Annotated in this window: 12 protein-coding genes; 4 read left to right on the plus strand and 8 right to left on the minus strand. The window is 70.6% G+C overall.

All coding sequences use genetic code 11. The annotated features are described in order from the left end of the window. Nucleotides 1-117: 117 nt before the first annotated feature. The 4 genes from purN to ACWEN6_RS40575 all read left to right on the plus strand — a co-directional run bounded on the left by purN (nt 118) and on the right by ACWEN6_RS40575 (nt 4,318). Nucleotides 118-705 carry a phosphoribosylglycinamide formyltransferase gene (gene purN, locus ACWEN6_RS40560; protein ID WP_452577500.1) on the plus strand — a complete coding sequence of 196 codons (588 nt, stop codon included), beginning with the start codon at nt 118-120 and terminating at the stop codon, nt 703-705. Beyond that, nucleotides 702-2,249: a bifunctional phosphoribosylaminoimidazolecarboxamide formyltransferase/IMP cyclohydrolase gene (purH, locus tag ACWEN6_RS40565; protein ID WP_452577502.1), complete on the plus strand. Its 1,548-nt coding sequence runs from the start codon at nt 702-704 to the stop codon at nt 2,247-2,249. Before purN ends, purH begins: the two co-directional genes overlap by 4 nt. Nucleotides 2,250-2,523: 274 nt before the next feature. Then, entirely contained in the window at nt 2,524-3,258 is a 735-nt protein-coding gene (locus ACWEN6_RS40570; protein WP_452577504.1) for a DUF899 domain-containing protein, read from the plus strand. Between the two features lie 208 nt (nt 3,259-3,466). Further along, complete coding sequence (locus ACWEN6_RS40575) at nt 3,467-4,318, plus strand: bifunctional methylenetetrahydrofolate dehydrogenase/methenyltetrahydrofolate cyclohydrolase (RefSeq protein WP_452577506.1); 852 nt, start codon at nt 3,467-3,469, stop codon at nt 4,316-4,318. Nucleotides 4,319-4,422: 104 nt separating this feature from the next. On the opposite strand, the gene ACWEN6_RS40580 is transcribed toward ACWEN6_RS40575, so the two are convergent. The 8 genes from ACWEN6_RS40580 to ACWEN6_RS40615 all read right to left on the minus strand — a co-directional run bounded on the left by ACWEN6_RS40580 (nt 4,423) and on the right by ACWEN6_RS40615 (nt 13,974). Next, nucleotides 4,423-5,820, minus strand: a complete 1,398-nt coding sequence (locus ACWEN6_RS40580; protein ID WP_452577508.1) for a mycothione reductase — start codon at nt 5,818-5,820, stop codon at nt 4,423-4,425. Nucleotides 5,821-6,206: 386 nt separating this feature from the next. Beyond that, nucleotides 6,207-8,366 carry a helicase-related protein gene (locus tag ACWEN6_RS40585; protein ID WP_452577518.1) on the minus strand — a complete coding sequence of 720 codons (2,160 nt, stop codon included), beginning with the start codon at nt 8,364-8,366 and terminating at the stop codon, nt 6,207-6,209. Next, the gene (locus tag ACWEN6_RS40590; protein WP_452577520.1) at nt 8,363-8,581 is read right to left on the minus strand and encodes a hypothetical protein; all 219 of its coding nucleotides are present in this window, start codon (nt 8,579-8,581) and stop codon (nt 8,363-8,365) included. The genes ACWEN6_RS40585 and ACWEN6_RS40590 overlap by 4 nt, the downstream gene beginning before the upstream one ends. Nucleotides 8,582-8,818: 237 nt before the next feature. After that, entirely contained in the window at nt 8,819-9,874 is a 1,056-nt protein-coding gene (locus tag ACWEN6_RS40595; protein ID WP_452577510.1) for a DUF6461 domain-containing protein, read from the minus strand. A gap of 82 nt (nt 9,875-9,956) precedes the next feature. Further along, the gene (locus ACWEN6_RS40600; RefSeq protein ID WP_452577512.1) at nt 9,957-10,685 is read right to left on the minus strand and encodes a NucA/NucB deoxyribonuclease domain-containing protein; all 729 of its coding nucleotides are present in this window, start codon (nt 10,683-10,685) and stop codon (nt 9,957-9,959) included. Nucleotides 10,686-10,764: 79 nt separating this feature from the next. Further along, nucleotides 10,765-11,400 (minus strand): hypothetical protein, encoded by a 636-nt coding sequence (locus ACWEN6_RS40605; RefSeq protein WP_452577514.1) that lies wholly within the window; start codon nt 11,398-11,400, stop codon nt 10,765-10,767. A 48-nt stretch (nt 11,401-11,448) separates the two neighbouring features. After that, the gene (locus tag ACWEN6_RS40610) at nt 11,449-13,695 is read right to left on the minus strand and encodes a DNRLRE domain-containing protein (RefSeq protein WP_452577515.1); all 2,247 of its coding nucleotides are present in this window, start codon (nt 13,693-13,695) and stop codon (nt 11,449-11,451) included. Between the two features lie 12 nt (nt 13,696-13,707). Further along, nucleotides 13,708-13,974 carry an NERD domain-containing protein gene (locus ACWEN6_RS40615; RefSeq protein ID WP_452577516.1) on the minus strand — a complete coding sequence of 89 codons (267 nt, stop codon included), beginning with the start codon at nt 13,972-13,974 and terminating at the stop codon, nt 13,708-13,710. Between the last annotated feature and the right edge of the window lie 164 nt (nt 13,975-14,138).

The raw sequence follows: 14,138 nt of genomic DNA on the forward strand, positions 1-14,138 counted from the left end.
CGGGGGGCCGCCGGGGGCCCGCCCCCCACCCACACCCCCCCCAACCCTAACACACTCTCCCCCTCCCCCCCGCTCTCCCTCTCTGCCGCCGCCGCTCATTACGCTTTTGGAGCCTTTTTGGGGGCGGCCGCCCCCCCCCGCGACGGCATCGAGGGGCTCGCCCGCGCCCGGCGCGCGGGCCTGCCCACCTTCGTCGTCAAGCTGGCCGATCATCCGGCCCGTTCGGCCTGGGACCAGGCTCTGCGCGCGGCGATCGCCGCCCACGAGCCCGACCTCGTGGTCTCCGCGGGATTCATGAAGATCCTCGGCCCGGAGGTCCTCGGCGCGTTCCCGGTGGTCAACACCCATCCCGCCCTGCTGCCGTCCTTTCCCGGCGCGCACGCCGTGCCCGACGCCCTCGCCTACGGCGTGCGGGTGACCGGCTGCACCGTCCACCTCGTCGACGCCGGCGTGGACACCGGTCCGGTGATCGCCCAGGAGGCGGTGCCCGTCCTCGACGGCGACGACGAGGACGCGCTCCACGAGCGCATCAAGACCGTGGAGCGCCGCCTGCTCGTCGAGATCGTGGGCCGCATGGCCCGGGAGGGCTGGACGGTCGCCGGCCGCCACGTCCGCCTGGGCGAGCGGGACCATCTGAGCCAGTCGCAATCTCCGGGCGGTCCGGGTGGCCCGGCCCGTCTGGACACAGGGAGGAGCACGAAGTGACCCGCATCGCCATCCGGCGCGCGCTGATCACGGTTTACGACAAGACCGGGCTGGAGGAGCTCGCCCGGACCTTGGACGCCGCCGGCGTCGAGATCGTGTCCACGGGGGGCACGGCTTCCAAGATCGCCTCGTTCGGCGTGCCGGTGACTCCGGTGGAGTCGCTGACCGGCTTCCCCGAGTGCCTGGGCGGCCGGGTGAAGACCCTGCACCCGCGCGTGCACGCCGGCCTGCTGGCCGACGGCTCCAACCCCTCCCACGTCAAGCAGCTCGAAGAGCTGGAGATCGAGCCGTTCCAGCTCGTCGTGGTCAACCTGTACCCCTTCCAGCAGACGGTGGCCTCGGGCGCCTCGCCGGAGGAGTGCGTGGAGCAGATCGACATCGGCGGCCCGGCCATGATCCGCGCGGCGGCGAAGAACCACGGCACGGTCGCCGTGGTGACCGACCCGGCCCGCTACGACGACGTGCGCAGGGCCGTGGAGGAGGGCGGCTTCGCCGAGCCCGAGCGCCGTCGCCTCGCCGCTGTCGCCTATGCCCACACCGCCGCGTACGACACGATGGTGGCCTCGTGGTTCGCCAGTGTCTACGCCCCCGAGGACGACACCGCCTGGCCGTCCTTCATGGGCGCGGCCTGGAAGCGCCGGGCCGTGCTGAGGTACGGCGAGAACCCCCACCAGGGGGCCGCGCTCTATTCCGGCGGGCAGGACGGCCTCGCCAACGCCGAGCAGCTGCACGGCAAGGAGATGTCCTACAACAACTACGTCGACGCCGACGCGGCCTGGCGTGCCGCGTGGGACTTCGCCGAGCCGGCCGTGGCGATCATCAAGCACGCCAACCCGTGCGGCCTGGCCGTCGGCGCGGACGTGGCCGAGGCGCACCGCAAGGCGCACGCCTGCGACCCGGTGTCGGCGTACGGCGGAGTGATCGCCGTGAACGGCGAGGTGACCGAGGAGCTCGCCGAGCAGATCGCGCCGATCTTCACCGAGGTCGTCGTGGCGCCGTCGTTCACCGGCGAGGCCCTGGCCGTGCTGACGAAGAAGAAGAACCTCCGGCTGCTGCGCTGCCCGGCCGGACCGGCCAACCCGGCCGAGTTCCGCCGCATCGACGGCGGCCTGCTCGTCCAGAGCGTCGACCGGGTGGACGCCCCCGGCGACGACCCGGCCGGCTGGGAGCTCAAGACAGGGTCGGCGGCCTCGCCCGAGGTGCTCGCCGACCTGGCGTTCGCGTGGAAGGCCTGCCGCTCGGTCAAGTCCAACGCCATCCTGCTCGCCGCAGGCGGCGCCACCGTCGGCGTCGGCATGGGGCAGGTCAACCGGGTCGACTCCGCCCGCCTGGCGGTGTCGCGGGCCGGTGACCGGGCGGAGGGCTCGGTGGCCGCCTCCGACGCCTTCTTCCCGTTCGCCGACGGGCTCCAGGTGCTCATCGACGCCGGGGTGAAGGCCGTGGTCGAGCCCGGAGGGTCCGTCCGCGACGAGGAGGTCGTCGAGGCCGCCGCCAAGGCCGGCATCACGCTCTACTTCACCGGCACGCGCCACTTCTTCCACTGATCGCCACTGGTGGTCACTGTTCGTCACTGGGCATCACTGAGCGACATTGATCGCGTGGCGGCTCGGCGAGCGTGCCGGGCCGCCACCACACCACCACCCCTGACCTCCCCCTATCAGGGCGACCGCCGGGCACGCCCGGTCTACCGTGGACACGGGTCCGGAGGGCCGGCCGCGTGCCGCCCTCGCCGGGCCCCCGCCGTACCGTGCCCCCTGCGGGTGGCACAGGCGCGCGGCGGCGCTGGGCAAGGCAGTCGTCGCATCTCAGGGAGGACCGGTGGAGACACCCGCGATCGTGTCGCGCGAGGAGTGGCTGAAGGCTCGCACCGAGCTGCTGGAGAAGGAGAAGGAACTCACCCGGGCCCGGGACGCGCTCAACGCCGAGCGCCGCGCGTTACCCATGGTCGAGGTCACCAAGCCGTACGTCTTCCGCGGGCCGGGCGGCGAGGCCGGCCTGGCCGACCTGTTCGAGGGGCGGCGCCAGCTCATCGTGTACCACTTCATGTGGGTACGCGAGGCCGACGAGGGCTGTACGAGCTGCTCGTTCCTGGTGGACCACGTCGGCGACCTGCGTCACCTGAACGACTCCGAGACGACCCTGGCCCTGGTGTCGCGGGCGCCGCTGGACTCCATCGAGCGGTTCCGTCGGCGCATGGGCTGGCAGGTGCCGTGGTACTCCTCCGACGGCGGCGACTTCAACTACGACTTCCACGCCAGCAACGACGAGGCCGTCGCGCCGGTCGAGTACAACTACATGGACAAGGCGACCCTGGAGGCCAAGGGCCTGCACTTCTTCGCCCAGAACGGGCAGGACGGGCACGGCCTCAGCGTCTTCCTGCGCGACGGCGACCGCGTCTTCCACACCTACTCGACCTTCGGCCGGGGCCCCGAGGTGCTGCTGAACACCTACAACTACCTCGACTTCACCTTCCTCGGCCGGCAGAGGCACGTGAGCGAGTTCCCCCACCACGACCGCTACGGCGACGCCGGCGCGGGCGCCTGCTGCCACTGAGCCACCGATCCCCGCCTCCGGGCGCCCGGCGGCCGGGGGCGGCCGTTCTCCCGGCGGCGGTTCGCCAGGGCCGGGTGTGCCGTGCCGGGGGAGCGGCGGGCCGTCCCCGGCGAGGGGAGGCGGCCTCCCACCTCGGCCGGGCGGCAGGGCGGGGGAGCGGCACCCTCGTATCCTCGGGCGGCGGGGCCGCGTGGGAGGATGGCGAGTTGTGAGCGCGCGGATTCTCGACGGCAAGGCCACAGCGGCGAAGATCAAGGCCGACCTGGCGCAGCGGGTGAGCAGGCTCGCCGCGCGGGGCGTCACGCCCGGCCTCGGCACGATCCTGGTCGGCGACGACCCGGGCAGCCAGATCTACGTCGCCGGCAAGCACCGCGACTGCGCCGAGGTCGGCATCGCCTCGATCCGCAAGGACCTCCCCGAGACGGCCTCGCAGGCCGAGGTCGAGGCCGCGATCGACGAGCTGAACGCCGATCCGGCCTGCACGGGGTACATCGTCCAGCTCCCGCTGCCCCGCCACCTCGACACCCAGGCGCTGATCGAGCGCATGGACCCGGGCAAGGACGCCGACGGCCTGCACCCGGTCAACCTCGGCCGGCTCGTCCACATGGTGGACGCGCCGCTGCCCTGCACGCCGCGCGGCATCGTGGCGCTGCTGCAGGAGTACGGGGTGCCGATCAAGGGCGCCGACGTCACCGTCATCGGCCGCGGCATCACCGTGGGCCGCCCGCTCGGCCTGCTGCTGACCCGCCGCACCGAGAACGCCACCGTGACCCTGTGCCACACCGGCACCCAGAATCTCCCGGCGCGGGTGCGCGAGGCCGACATCGTCGTGGCCGCCGCGGGCGTGCCCGGCCTGATCACCGGTGACATGGTCAAGCCCGGTGCGGCCGTGCTCGACGTCGGCGTCTCCCGGGTGGACGGCAAGCTCGCGGGCGACGTCGCGGCGGACGTCCGCGAGGTCGCCGGGTTCGTCGCGCCCAACCCGGGCGGCGTCGGCCCGATGACCCGCGCGATGCTCCTCACCAACGTCGTCGAGGCCGCCGAACACCGCACTCGCTGACCCGGCCGGGCACCCGGCCGTTGGCCCTGCCCAATCGGGTCCGCTGACCGGCCGGCCACCGGCCGTGGCCGAACCGGACCCGCGCTTCGGGCCGGGGGAGCGGGTCAGAGGGCCAGCAGCGCCTGCTCGACGACCTCGGTCGGCGCGGGGTGGATGTACAGCACGTCCTGCGCGATGCGGTCCACGGTCTGCCCGAGCGTCATCGCCTGGATCAGCGGCTGGATGAGCGTGGCGGCCTGGGGGCCGATGATGTGCGCGCCGAGGAGCGTGCGGTCGGCCGGGTTCGCCAGGATCTTGACGAAGCTCGTGGTGTCCTCCAGCGCCCACCCCCACGCGGTGTCGGCGTAGTCGCGCACGCTGACCAGGTGGGGGATGCCGCGGGCGCGGGCGTCCTGCTCGGTCAGCCCGATGGAGGCGACCTGCGGGTCGGTGAAGACCGCGTGCGGCGCGACCGTCGTGCGCAGGTCGCGCACGTCCCGCGGGTGCAGCATGTTGTGCCGTACGACCCGGACCTCGGCGTTGGCCATGTGCTTGAGCTGGTAGTGGTTGGCGGCGTCGCCGACCGCCCAGACGCCGGGCACCGACGTGCGGCACGCGGCGTCGATGCGGATGTGGCCGTGCTCGTCGAGGTCGAGCCCGCCGGCGGCGCAGTCCAGCCGGTCGGTGTTGGGACGTCGGCCGACCGACACCAGCATCATCGCGGCGCGCACGATCTGCTCGCCCTCAGGCCCGGCCACGCGGACCTCGACGCCGTCGGCGTCCCCCGTCACCGCGGTGGCGTGGGCGTTCAGCAGGACGCGGTGCCGGCGTGCCGTGAGTTCGGTGAACCGCGCCGACACCTGCTCGTCCTCTGCCGTCAGCAGCCGCGGACCGCGCTGCACGATCGTGATCTCAGAACCGAGGGCGCCGAAGATGTGGCCGAACTCGGCGGCGATGAACCCGCCGCCGACGATGACCAGCGAGGCCGGCATCTCGTCGATGCGCATGATCGTGTCCGAGGTGTGGTACGGAACGCCGTCGAGCCCGGCGATGTCCGGGACGACCGGCCGGGACCCGACCGCGACCAAGATCGTGTCCGCGCTGATCCGCTCGGAGCCGACCTGGAGGACCTTCGGCGCGACGAACCGAGCCTCCTCGGCGTACACGTCGACGCCGTGCCGGCGGCGGTACCGCTGCGCGCTGTCGTGCAGCGGATCGATCCTGTCGAACACCCGCTCGCGGATGGCCTTCCAGTCGACCTTCTCGACCGTGGCCGTGACGCCGAGCCGAGCCGCCGCGCGGGCGCCGGTCGCCGCGTCGGCGGCGGCGACCAGCATCTTGGTCGGGATGCATCCGCGGTTGAGGCAGGTGCCGCCGAACCGGTCGGGCTCGACGACGGCGGTGCGCAGGTGCGCGAGGTCGTCGTTCAGCAGCATGTTGCCGCTGCCCGCCCCCAGGACCACAAGGTCGTAGTGCCGCACGTCGGTCTCCATTCCGCCGGACGCCGCCGACCGGTTGGCCAAGATCGTTCACCATCGCCGGACCCGTTGACGACGACGCCGTTCGCTGTCGTGATCATGCCGTTCCGGAGATCGCGGGACGCGGTTCCGTCGCGGCGGCCGGGCCCCGAGGCCCGGGAACCCGCCTACGACTATGGGTCATACTCCGCCCGCACGGACAGCCAGGCCCCCGGATTCACACCGACTGCGCCAGGTCTCGCCCGCCGCCCCGCTCTGCCCGCTCGGACCTCCGACGTCCACCCGGACCGCCGGTCCGCATATGCCGCGGCCGGCGGCCACCAGGCGCTCCGGTGCCGCCGCCGGACGTTGCTCCCCGTAGGAGAAGTATATTTCGGCCCCCATCGCCGGTCAGCCGCGCATCCGGCCGGTCAGCCCATCAGGTGGGCCGGTCAGCCGGTGAGGGTGAAGCGGGACGGCTCCGCGAGTACGGCGGATGCGGCGGGTAGGTCGGCTAAGCGGGCGGCCAGGGTGGCGGTGGCGAGGCGTTCGGGGAGGGCGGCGCTGAACTTCAGGCCGCTCAGCGCCTTCTCGTCGATGTCCGGCAGGCACAGCCGCTCGGCGGCGTCTCCTGTGGCGGCCCGCCACATCTCGACCGTCAGTTCCTCGCGCAGCCGCAGGTAGGTGTCGGTCACCCGCTGCCCCTCGTCGGCGACCCCGGCGAGCGTGGCGGCCAGGGTGACGTTGGCCCGGAAGCCCGCCCAGGTCCACCAGCGGACGTCACCTGTGGCGGCCCGGGTGATGACGGTGCCGCCCGGATGCACCCACTCGACGGCCTCGTCGCGCAGCCCGGCCAGCCGCTCGACGGCCCGCCGGGTGAGCCGTACGGGGGGATCCGCGCCGAGCAGCACAGAACGCATCGCCCGGGTCATCGCGAACGACAGCCCGCCCAGCCCGGCGCCGTTCCACCGGGCCTTGCCGCGCCCGTCGGCCGGTTCCACGAAGCAGCGGCGCCGCCGCCAGTCGATGTAGGTGACCCGCCAGGTGCGCCCGCCGAGGAGCAGTAGCCGCGGCCCCTGGATCTCCTCGGTGAGCAGCGCCGAGTCGGTGCGCCCGATCTCGGTGCGTCCGGCCAGGACGGTGAACTCGGGGGCGGCGGTGAACACGGCGGTGAGGTTCATGAAGTGCCGGTGGCCGAAGCGGCGCTCGGCCTCCGGCCCGATGAACAGCATGCCGCCGTCCCGGTCCAGGTATCCGGCCTCGACCAGGTGGGCGACGATCGGCGCGGCGGACGGCCCGAACGGTCCGAGTCCGTTCCACCACTCGGCCCACAACCGATCGCCGACCCGGTGCTCCTGCAGGCACAGGGCCAGCAGTTGCTGTGCGGCGATGTGCCGGGGCTCCGGCGGCGGGACGATCGGCTCGACCCAGCCCTGCCCCCAGAGCAGCAGCAGCCCGGCGGCCTGCAGCAGCGCGTCCTGGGTGAGGGCGAGGAACAGGCGGTTGCGCACGGTGCCGGGCCGCCGCCCGGTACGGCCAAGCCGCTGCAGGAACGAGGCGACCGTCATCGGGGCGTTGAGCTGGATCACCCGGTCGAGGTCGCCGACGTCGATGCCGAGTTCCAGGGTGGAGGTGGCGACGATCACGCAGTCGCGGGCCTCGGCGAACGCCTGCTCGGAACGGCGGCGCTCGTCGGCCGACAGCGAGGCGTGGGACAGGAACGTGGTCACCCCGCGGGCACGCAGCGCGTGCCCGAGCTCCTCGACCAGTTGCTTGGAGTCGCAGAAGACCAGGCGCTTCTCGCGGTGGTGAAGGGACGCGATGACCGTGGCGGAATTGGCGACCGTGCCCACGTAGTCGAGCTGGACGTCACCCGGAGGCGGGGCGGACGCGTCGCCGCCACTCGCTCGACCGGCACCGCCAGGACCTTCCAGGCCGCCGGGCGCGTCGCCCGTGCCGGGACGCCCGGTTACGCGGACGTCTCCGCCCGGAGGGCCGGGTGGGTGTGCGGCTTGCGTGTCGGCCGGTTCGGGGTGCCGGGTGGTGTGGTCGTTGTGGGTCTGGGGGCCGGGTGGTCGTACGGCTTGCGGGGCGTCGGTGGGGGTGTGGCCGGGGTGGGGGCCGAGGTGGTGGAGGGGCAGGGTGTCGTGGGGGAGGCCGGGGGCGACGACCTGGCCGGGGCGGGTGGTGGCGCCGGAGCCCTGGAGCCAGCGCAGCAGCTCGGCCGGGTTGCCGACCGTCGCGGACAGGCCCACCCGCTGGAGCGGCCGTCCGGTGACCCGGGTGAGCCGTTCGAGCACGGCCAGCAGGTGCCATCCACGGTCGTCCCCGGCGAAGGCGTGCACCTCGTCCACCACGACCGCCCGGAGCCCGGCGAAGAACGCCCGGTGGTCGACGTTCACGCTGACCAGCATCGATTCCAGCGACTCGGGCGTGGTGAGCAGGATGTCGGGCCGTTCGCGCAGGATCCTCCTGCGCGCCGTGGCGGACACGTCGCCGTGCCACAGCGCGGCCCGCCGCCCGAGCCAGGCCGCGTACCCCTTCTGTCCGAGGTGGTGCGCGGGGACCCCGACCTGATCAACATCGTGCGACGGTTCGACGCCGAGAATCAGCCGATGGTCATCCCGGCGCTCGCCCTCGTGGGGGCGTCGCTGGACTCCAGGTCCTCCGAGGTCGCTGACGCCCTGTACGGCATGGCATTGCTGGAGTCGGTGGAGATCGCCCCGCTGGCCGGCGCCAAGCAGGGCATCGCCCTGGCGGAGGTGATCGCCAAGACCGATCTCGAACCGTGGGACGCGCACGTCGCCGCGGTCGCGATCGCGGCCATCTGCCCGATCCTCACCCTCAAGGCCGCACGGTGTGAGGAACCCGCCCGGTCGCTGGGCGAGCCGCTGTACGTCCGCGAGATCGCCGACCCGGCCGGCGAGCACATCGAGCGACGCACCGCATCGGTCTCTCACCAAGCGTGGCACGCCGACGAATCTGATCACGCGTGCGGCACGTTCCCTGGCCGGCCACCGTCTTCAATACCTCGTGTGAGCGATGGCGGAGGTAGTTCCCGGCCCTACTTCTGGAGCTGTTCCAGCACTGCCATGAGCGCGCCCACCCGGCGGCCCGCCCGGTCGCCCAATCGAAGCATGCCGATCCGCCAGATCGCATCCCTGGCCGCGGCCAGGGCGTCCTCACCGACCGCGGCCTCAAGCACGCTCAACGCCTGGTACCGCGCGCGCCAACCTTCCACGGTCTCAACGGGAGAATCGGCCGACGGACTCTGGGCCAGCAGTTCCTGGCTGAGGAGACGTACTTCGGCGCGGAGCTCGGCGAGAACGGCTGGACTCGGCGCCCCCGTCAAAGCGGTCGCAACACGGTCGGCCACCGGCACGTGCAGGTCGCTCAGCTCGCACGCGGTCTCCGCCACCAGCGCGGCGATCTCACGCGCGCGGCTGGGGTCAGGGGCTGCGATGAGGTCGGCCACGCGTGGGTCGCTGGCGAGATAAGCGAGATGGTCGCGCTTGTCATGGTCGGACAGAACCGCTCCGGCCTGTTCCGCGTACGCGTCCAGAACGGCGCTCTGGTGCTCCGCGGCCAGCCACGTCGCTTCCAGACGCTCGCCGGTGAGCATCTCGCCCAAGGCCAGAGCCGCGCTGCGGAGGTCGTCCTGTTCCGCCAGTTCGGGCCAGGCAGACAGCGCGTCGGGCAGGTCTTGGAGGTCTTCCAGCTCTTCGGGGTCGAACAGGTCCGCCGTGACGAGGACGTGGCCGTGCTCGGCATAGGCGAGTTGCCCGTCCCCGTTGGCGTTCCAGAACACGCTGAGCGCCCGCCCTTGCCGCGCCAACCGGGCCAGAACCTCTGGACGCGTCCCTTGAAAGCCATTGGGCTCGACTAGGACGGTCCAGGACCCCAGGCTTCCGGCCATCGCCGCGCCGGCCCGAGTGGGAAGCACATCGTAGGCCGCCTGTACGGTCTGCGCGAAAGTGCGCCTGCCCGAGCCGTCCTCCTGCCCTCCCGCCGCGACGAGCGCCTCGGTGGCCGGCATGCACTCGATCCACGTGACGCACAACGGCACGTCCAGGTTCTCCTCCAGCAGCTTGCGGTAGTGCGTCAGCGCATCGGAGTCCAATGTCGTCTCCCGGCAAAGAGAAATGGCCCGGCCCATTGGGAAAGTCGGAGGCCGGGCCACACCTTATGCGAAGTATGGACGGCTAGGAAGCCTCGGCGTCAGGAACAATCTGCTCGTCGGCCAGGGTATCCGTGCCCGGCGGCGGCGGATAGTAGCCGAGTGATCCAGGTTCCTGGCTGTCCGAGATCCGTACCGTGAACTTTTGTTTCTCCAGAACACGGTTACGCTCGAACCACCAGCCCATCCAGGATCCCGCGGTGGAGTTGTCGGACGCCAGAATCGCGCGAGCCGAATAGTTGGTGCCCGCCAGTGACGCTCCTTGGTGAGTGGCGGCGAAGGGGAACTCATCACACGACCGCATGATCGTGTTTCCCTGGGAGTCCAGGAGGTTCCGGGTGTATCGCTTACCAGGCGGGCGCGGACGCGAATCGCTGAAGGAGGTGTCGCACTGCTTGATGGCCACCTTTCTGTTCTCCCCGCCCAGTCCCTTCTTGCTGGTATCGGTGTTCCGCTGCAAGGGCGTGCTCCAGGAGAAGCCTGGGACCTTCTTGTTGGGGTCGAAGGGCGCGGTGCTCACCGGATTGTTCCAGGCGTCCCAGATGTGCTGCGCCGACTCTTTGACCGGGTTGGTCATGAGCTGATTCCCCGGCCCCTTTACCTGGGCCGCTTTGCTCAGCTCGAAGACCGGGCGGCCGTCTTTGAAGACCACGCAACCACCCTTCGCCGTCTTGATGGCAGGCGAGCTGTCGCAGCGGAAGACCGGGTTCTCCTGCATCAGGTATGCGTACGGGTCCGACACCTGCTCGATCATGTGAACCTGCGGCTGCAACTTGCAACGAGCCCTGCGATCCGGCGCCGCGAAGTCCGCGGGATCCGAGGTGAAGGTGAAGTTACCGCCTTCCTGCTCCCATGCCTCGGGGGGTCTTGTATATGAACTTGTTCAATCCGATCGGTGACACAGAACACTTGGGCGTCGGATTGAACGCCAGCCCGAGACTGAAGGGGAACGTCTCCGCCCCGGCTTTGACCGTCGGGAGCAGGGCCGGGATGTTCGTCTTCCCGCTTCTCTCGAGTTTGTCCAGGTGGAAGTACACCTTGAACTGCCGGCTGCCGTACTGGTTCGCCAGCCGGGCCGCGGTGCTCTTAGCCTCTCCCGTGAAGGAATGAGCGGTGAGCGTGACGCGAGCGTCGTATCTGACGGAGCCTACGCGCCTCCTGTTCACGTAGAAGCTGACTTGTGAGCCGATCTCGCCCCACATGCACCAGTTGTAGGAATTCTTCACCGTGTAGGCCTTCGGGCCCGTCAGCGCGCGGCATTGCGCGTCGTTCTCGATGCGGTCATAGGTGAAGGTCGGCTCGGCCGCCACCACCTTCACGGAGGCCAGCGGCGCCGCGCGAGACGTGTCCACCGTGACCGCCTGCCAACCGGACCATGCCCCCGTCACGCCGCCGCTGAGGGCACGGGCTCGCCAGCGCACGTCCCAGCCGTCGCTGATCTTCCCGGCCGGCATGCGGACGATGCCCACGGATCCGGGGCCGGACTTCGCGATCCCCGACCAGATTAGCCCCTTGCCCTAGGCCGGAACCTTCGGGCCGTGCTCGACCTGCACCTCCACGACCGCGTGCCGCTTCACGGGGTCGGCGACCTTGCTCATGAATTCGGGTGTGGTGGTCACGAGCTTCGCGACGCCGTCACCGGCCTTCCGCGTACGCGTCCACGCCCTGCTCACGGACGGACCGCCCGACGTGGTGGCGGATGCCCGAGACTTCTTCGGCGCAATCGTCAGGAGCGGCCACATGCCGAACCACCACTCGTAGGGTTCGGTCATGGCGTTACCCGCATCGTCCGTGACCCCACTGACGGTGGACCAGTACCAGGAGTCGAGGGGCCACCGTGGCGTGAACGTCAGCACCCTTCGGCCAGGGCTCATGGTCGTGTTTCCAGGTAGGCCCTCCTCCATGAAGATGTCTTCGAGTGCCAAGGAGGCCGCTGCCACCGGCTCGCTGAAGGTCACCTTGATCTGCGCGTCGGGCGCCACGTCGTCCGCGCCGTCAGCCGGTTCCACGGCGACGACGGTGGGCGGGACGGTATCCGGTCCCGCAGTTGGGCTCGGGCTGGGGCCGGAGCCGCCGTCGATGAAGGTGACCTTCAACACCGGCGGGTGCGGGACCTCCGCTTCGGTCTCCGCTGAGTGGAATCCACGGTCGTACTGGGGGGCGTCTGAGGATTCGTCCACGCCGCGCAGCATGAAACCGTAGTCGTCCTGACCCGATGCCCACGCCTGAACGATGTCCTTCACCTGCCAGGTCCAGGCGACATCGGTCGCCGGGGAGTCGTCGGCGCATCCGCCCGGATCGCGAGCGATCGACTCACCCTCGCCGCTGGTCGCCGGTTGGTCGTCCCACGTGAGGAGGTCGGCGTTCCAGGGCTGCGTGAGCCGCTGTGCCTTGATGCCGGACTGGCTGGTGCCGCAGCCGTATGCGGAGCTGTTCCACAGTTCCAGCTCGGCGCCGACGATCGTCTTTCCGGCGATGGATGAGGTGTCGAAGCTCAAGAAGCTTCGCTCGATCGCCTTGAACTGTTCATAGTCGTACGCTCCGGACCAGAGCGTCGGCCATTGCGGTCCGACTGATCCCTGGTCGTCCACCCATGTGTCGGCTTGCACTGGCAGCGAGATCGTCCGCTGCTCGCCTGGCGGGTCGGTGGGCGTCGGCGTGGGGGTGGAGGTCGACAACGTGATGGTGAACGGCCAGTCGTACGGCGCCACCATCGGATGCCCGTCGGCGTCCTGGGCCCCGCTGACCTCCGCGGTGTACTGCATGCCGGGCGCGAGGGGCGCGTCAGGGACGAATGTCGCGCCGTCTCCTGAAGCGTTGGCGCCTGCTGTGCCGGGCACCGTCTGACCTGTGCGGTCCTTGAGGGTGATGTGCGCCCCTGTCACGGGCTCACTGAAGCGTGCCTCGACGTGCACGTCCGGTTGGGCGTTCGTTGCGCCGAGGTCCGGCACCGTCCTGATCACGGACGGCTGGTCGGGATCGGGTTGAGGATTGTTGGGGTTGAGTGAGTTCCACTCCTCCTGGCTCACGTCGGCAGGGCGTCCGAAGGTGACGGCCGGATTCTCCATGAACTCCGGCGCCTGTCCCTGCATCGCCTCCGCCTCCGCGTCGGAGACCTCGCCCGCCTCTATCGGCTGGCTCGACCGGTAGGTGGCCGCCCGGATCTGGTCCGCGGTCGCGCTGTCGGGGAAGCCTTCGCCGGCCTTGAACCATCCGACATCGTCACCCGGCGGATACTCCGGGGCCGGCGTGTATTCGACCATGAGGGTGGGTGGGTGGCGGTAGCCCGGGTAGGGGTCGCCGCTGTATTCGCTGGCATAGTACTGCCGCCAATTGATTGCCGCGCTCTCGGTGACCGCGCGCAGCACCAACCCATGGTTGGCCACGCCCTGTTCGATCCAGGCGCGGGCCATGCCGGTGACCCGGTGCACGAGCGCCGCTTCCCCGGCGCACCAGGTGCCGCTAGCGTCAATGTTGTAGCCGGCCTTGTTGCCTGAGCCCCCCATGATGCCCGCGTTGGAGGGCTGGTTGGACCACCTCAAGCCGGTGGGAGTCCAAGCGGAAGTGATGAGGGAGGCGGCGATGCCCGACCCGATCTCGTTGCCGCATAGCTGGCCATTGGGGCCGCCGGACTTGTAGTTCCAGACATACAGGTCCGCATCAACCACCGTGGCGCCCACGAGTTCCGGTGCCGTGGTGTTGAACTTCAGGTAGGTGCGGGCGATGTCGGCGCGCTGGTTTGGGTGGTGCCGGCGCGCAGCCATCCGGCCGCGGCGTTATTGCAGACGCGGATTGTCCTCGGCGCGCCTGTTGTGGAACCAGGTCTGATGGTCCCCGGTGATCGTCCCCGACCAGTGCTTGAGCTCCAGCAGGTAGACGCCGGCCTGGCCGATCACCAGCAGGTCGACCTCGTACTGTCGGCCGCTGCGCGTGGTGAAGGTGAAGTTCGACCAGGCACGGTAGGGGTCGGTGTCCGGCAGCAGGTCGCGGATCGCCGCCAGCCCGCCTCGCTCGTGCGCGTACTCCGACGGAGTGACCTCCACCCAGCGCCTGCTTCCCGCCTCCACACCCACCCCAGCTCTCTTCGGAAGCCGTGCCCGCCCGCCGTCCATCTGAAGTTGCCCCGGTTGTGTGGACAGGTCGGGGTTTGCGGCTATGCGGCAGCGTAGCGGTCTTGTTCGGCGTCGTGCCGGCGTTCGTATTCGGC

This window comes from Sphaerisporangium sp. NPDC004334 (assembly GCF_053602655.1).

What these genes read in the sequence shown, in the direction of transcription:
- ACWEN6_RS40590 (WP_452577520.1), bottom strand. Translation starts at nt 8,581, where the DNA reads ATGGCCGCGATCGCGACCGCGGCGACGTGCGCGTCCCACGGTTCGAGA.
- ACWEN6_RS40600 (WP_452577512.1), bottom strand. Translation starts at nt 10,685, where the DNA reads ATGATCGAGCAGGTGTCGGACCCGTACGCATACCTGATGCAGGAGAAC.
- ACWEN6_RS40610 (WP_452577515.1), bottom strand. Translation starts at nt 13,695, where the DNA reads ATGGCTGCGCGCCGGCACCACCCAAACCAGCGCGCCGACATCGCCCGC.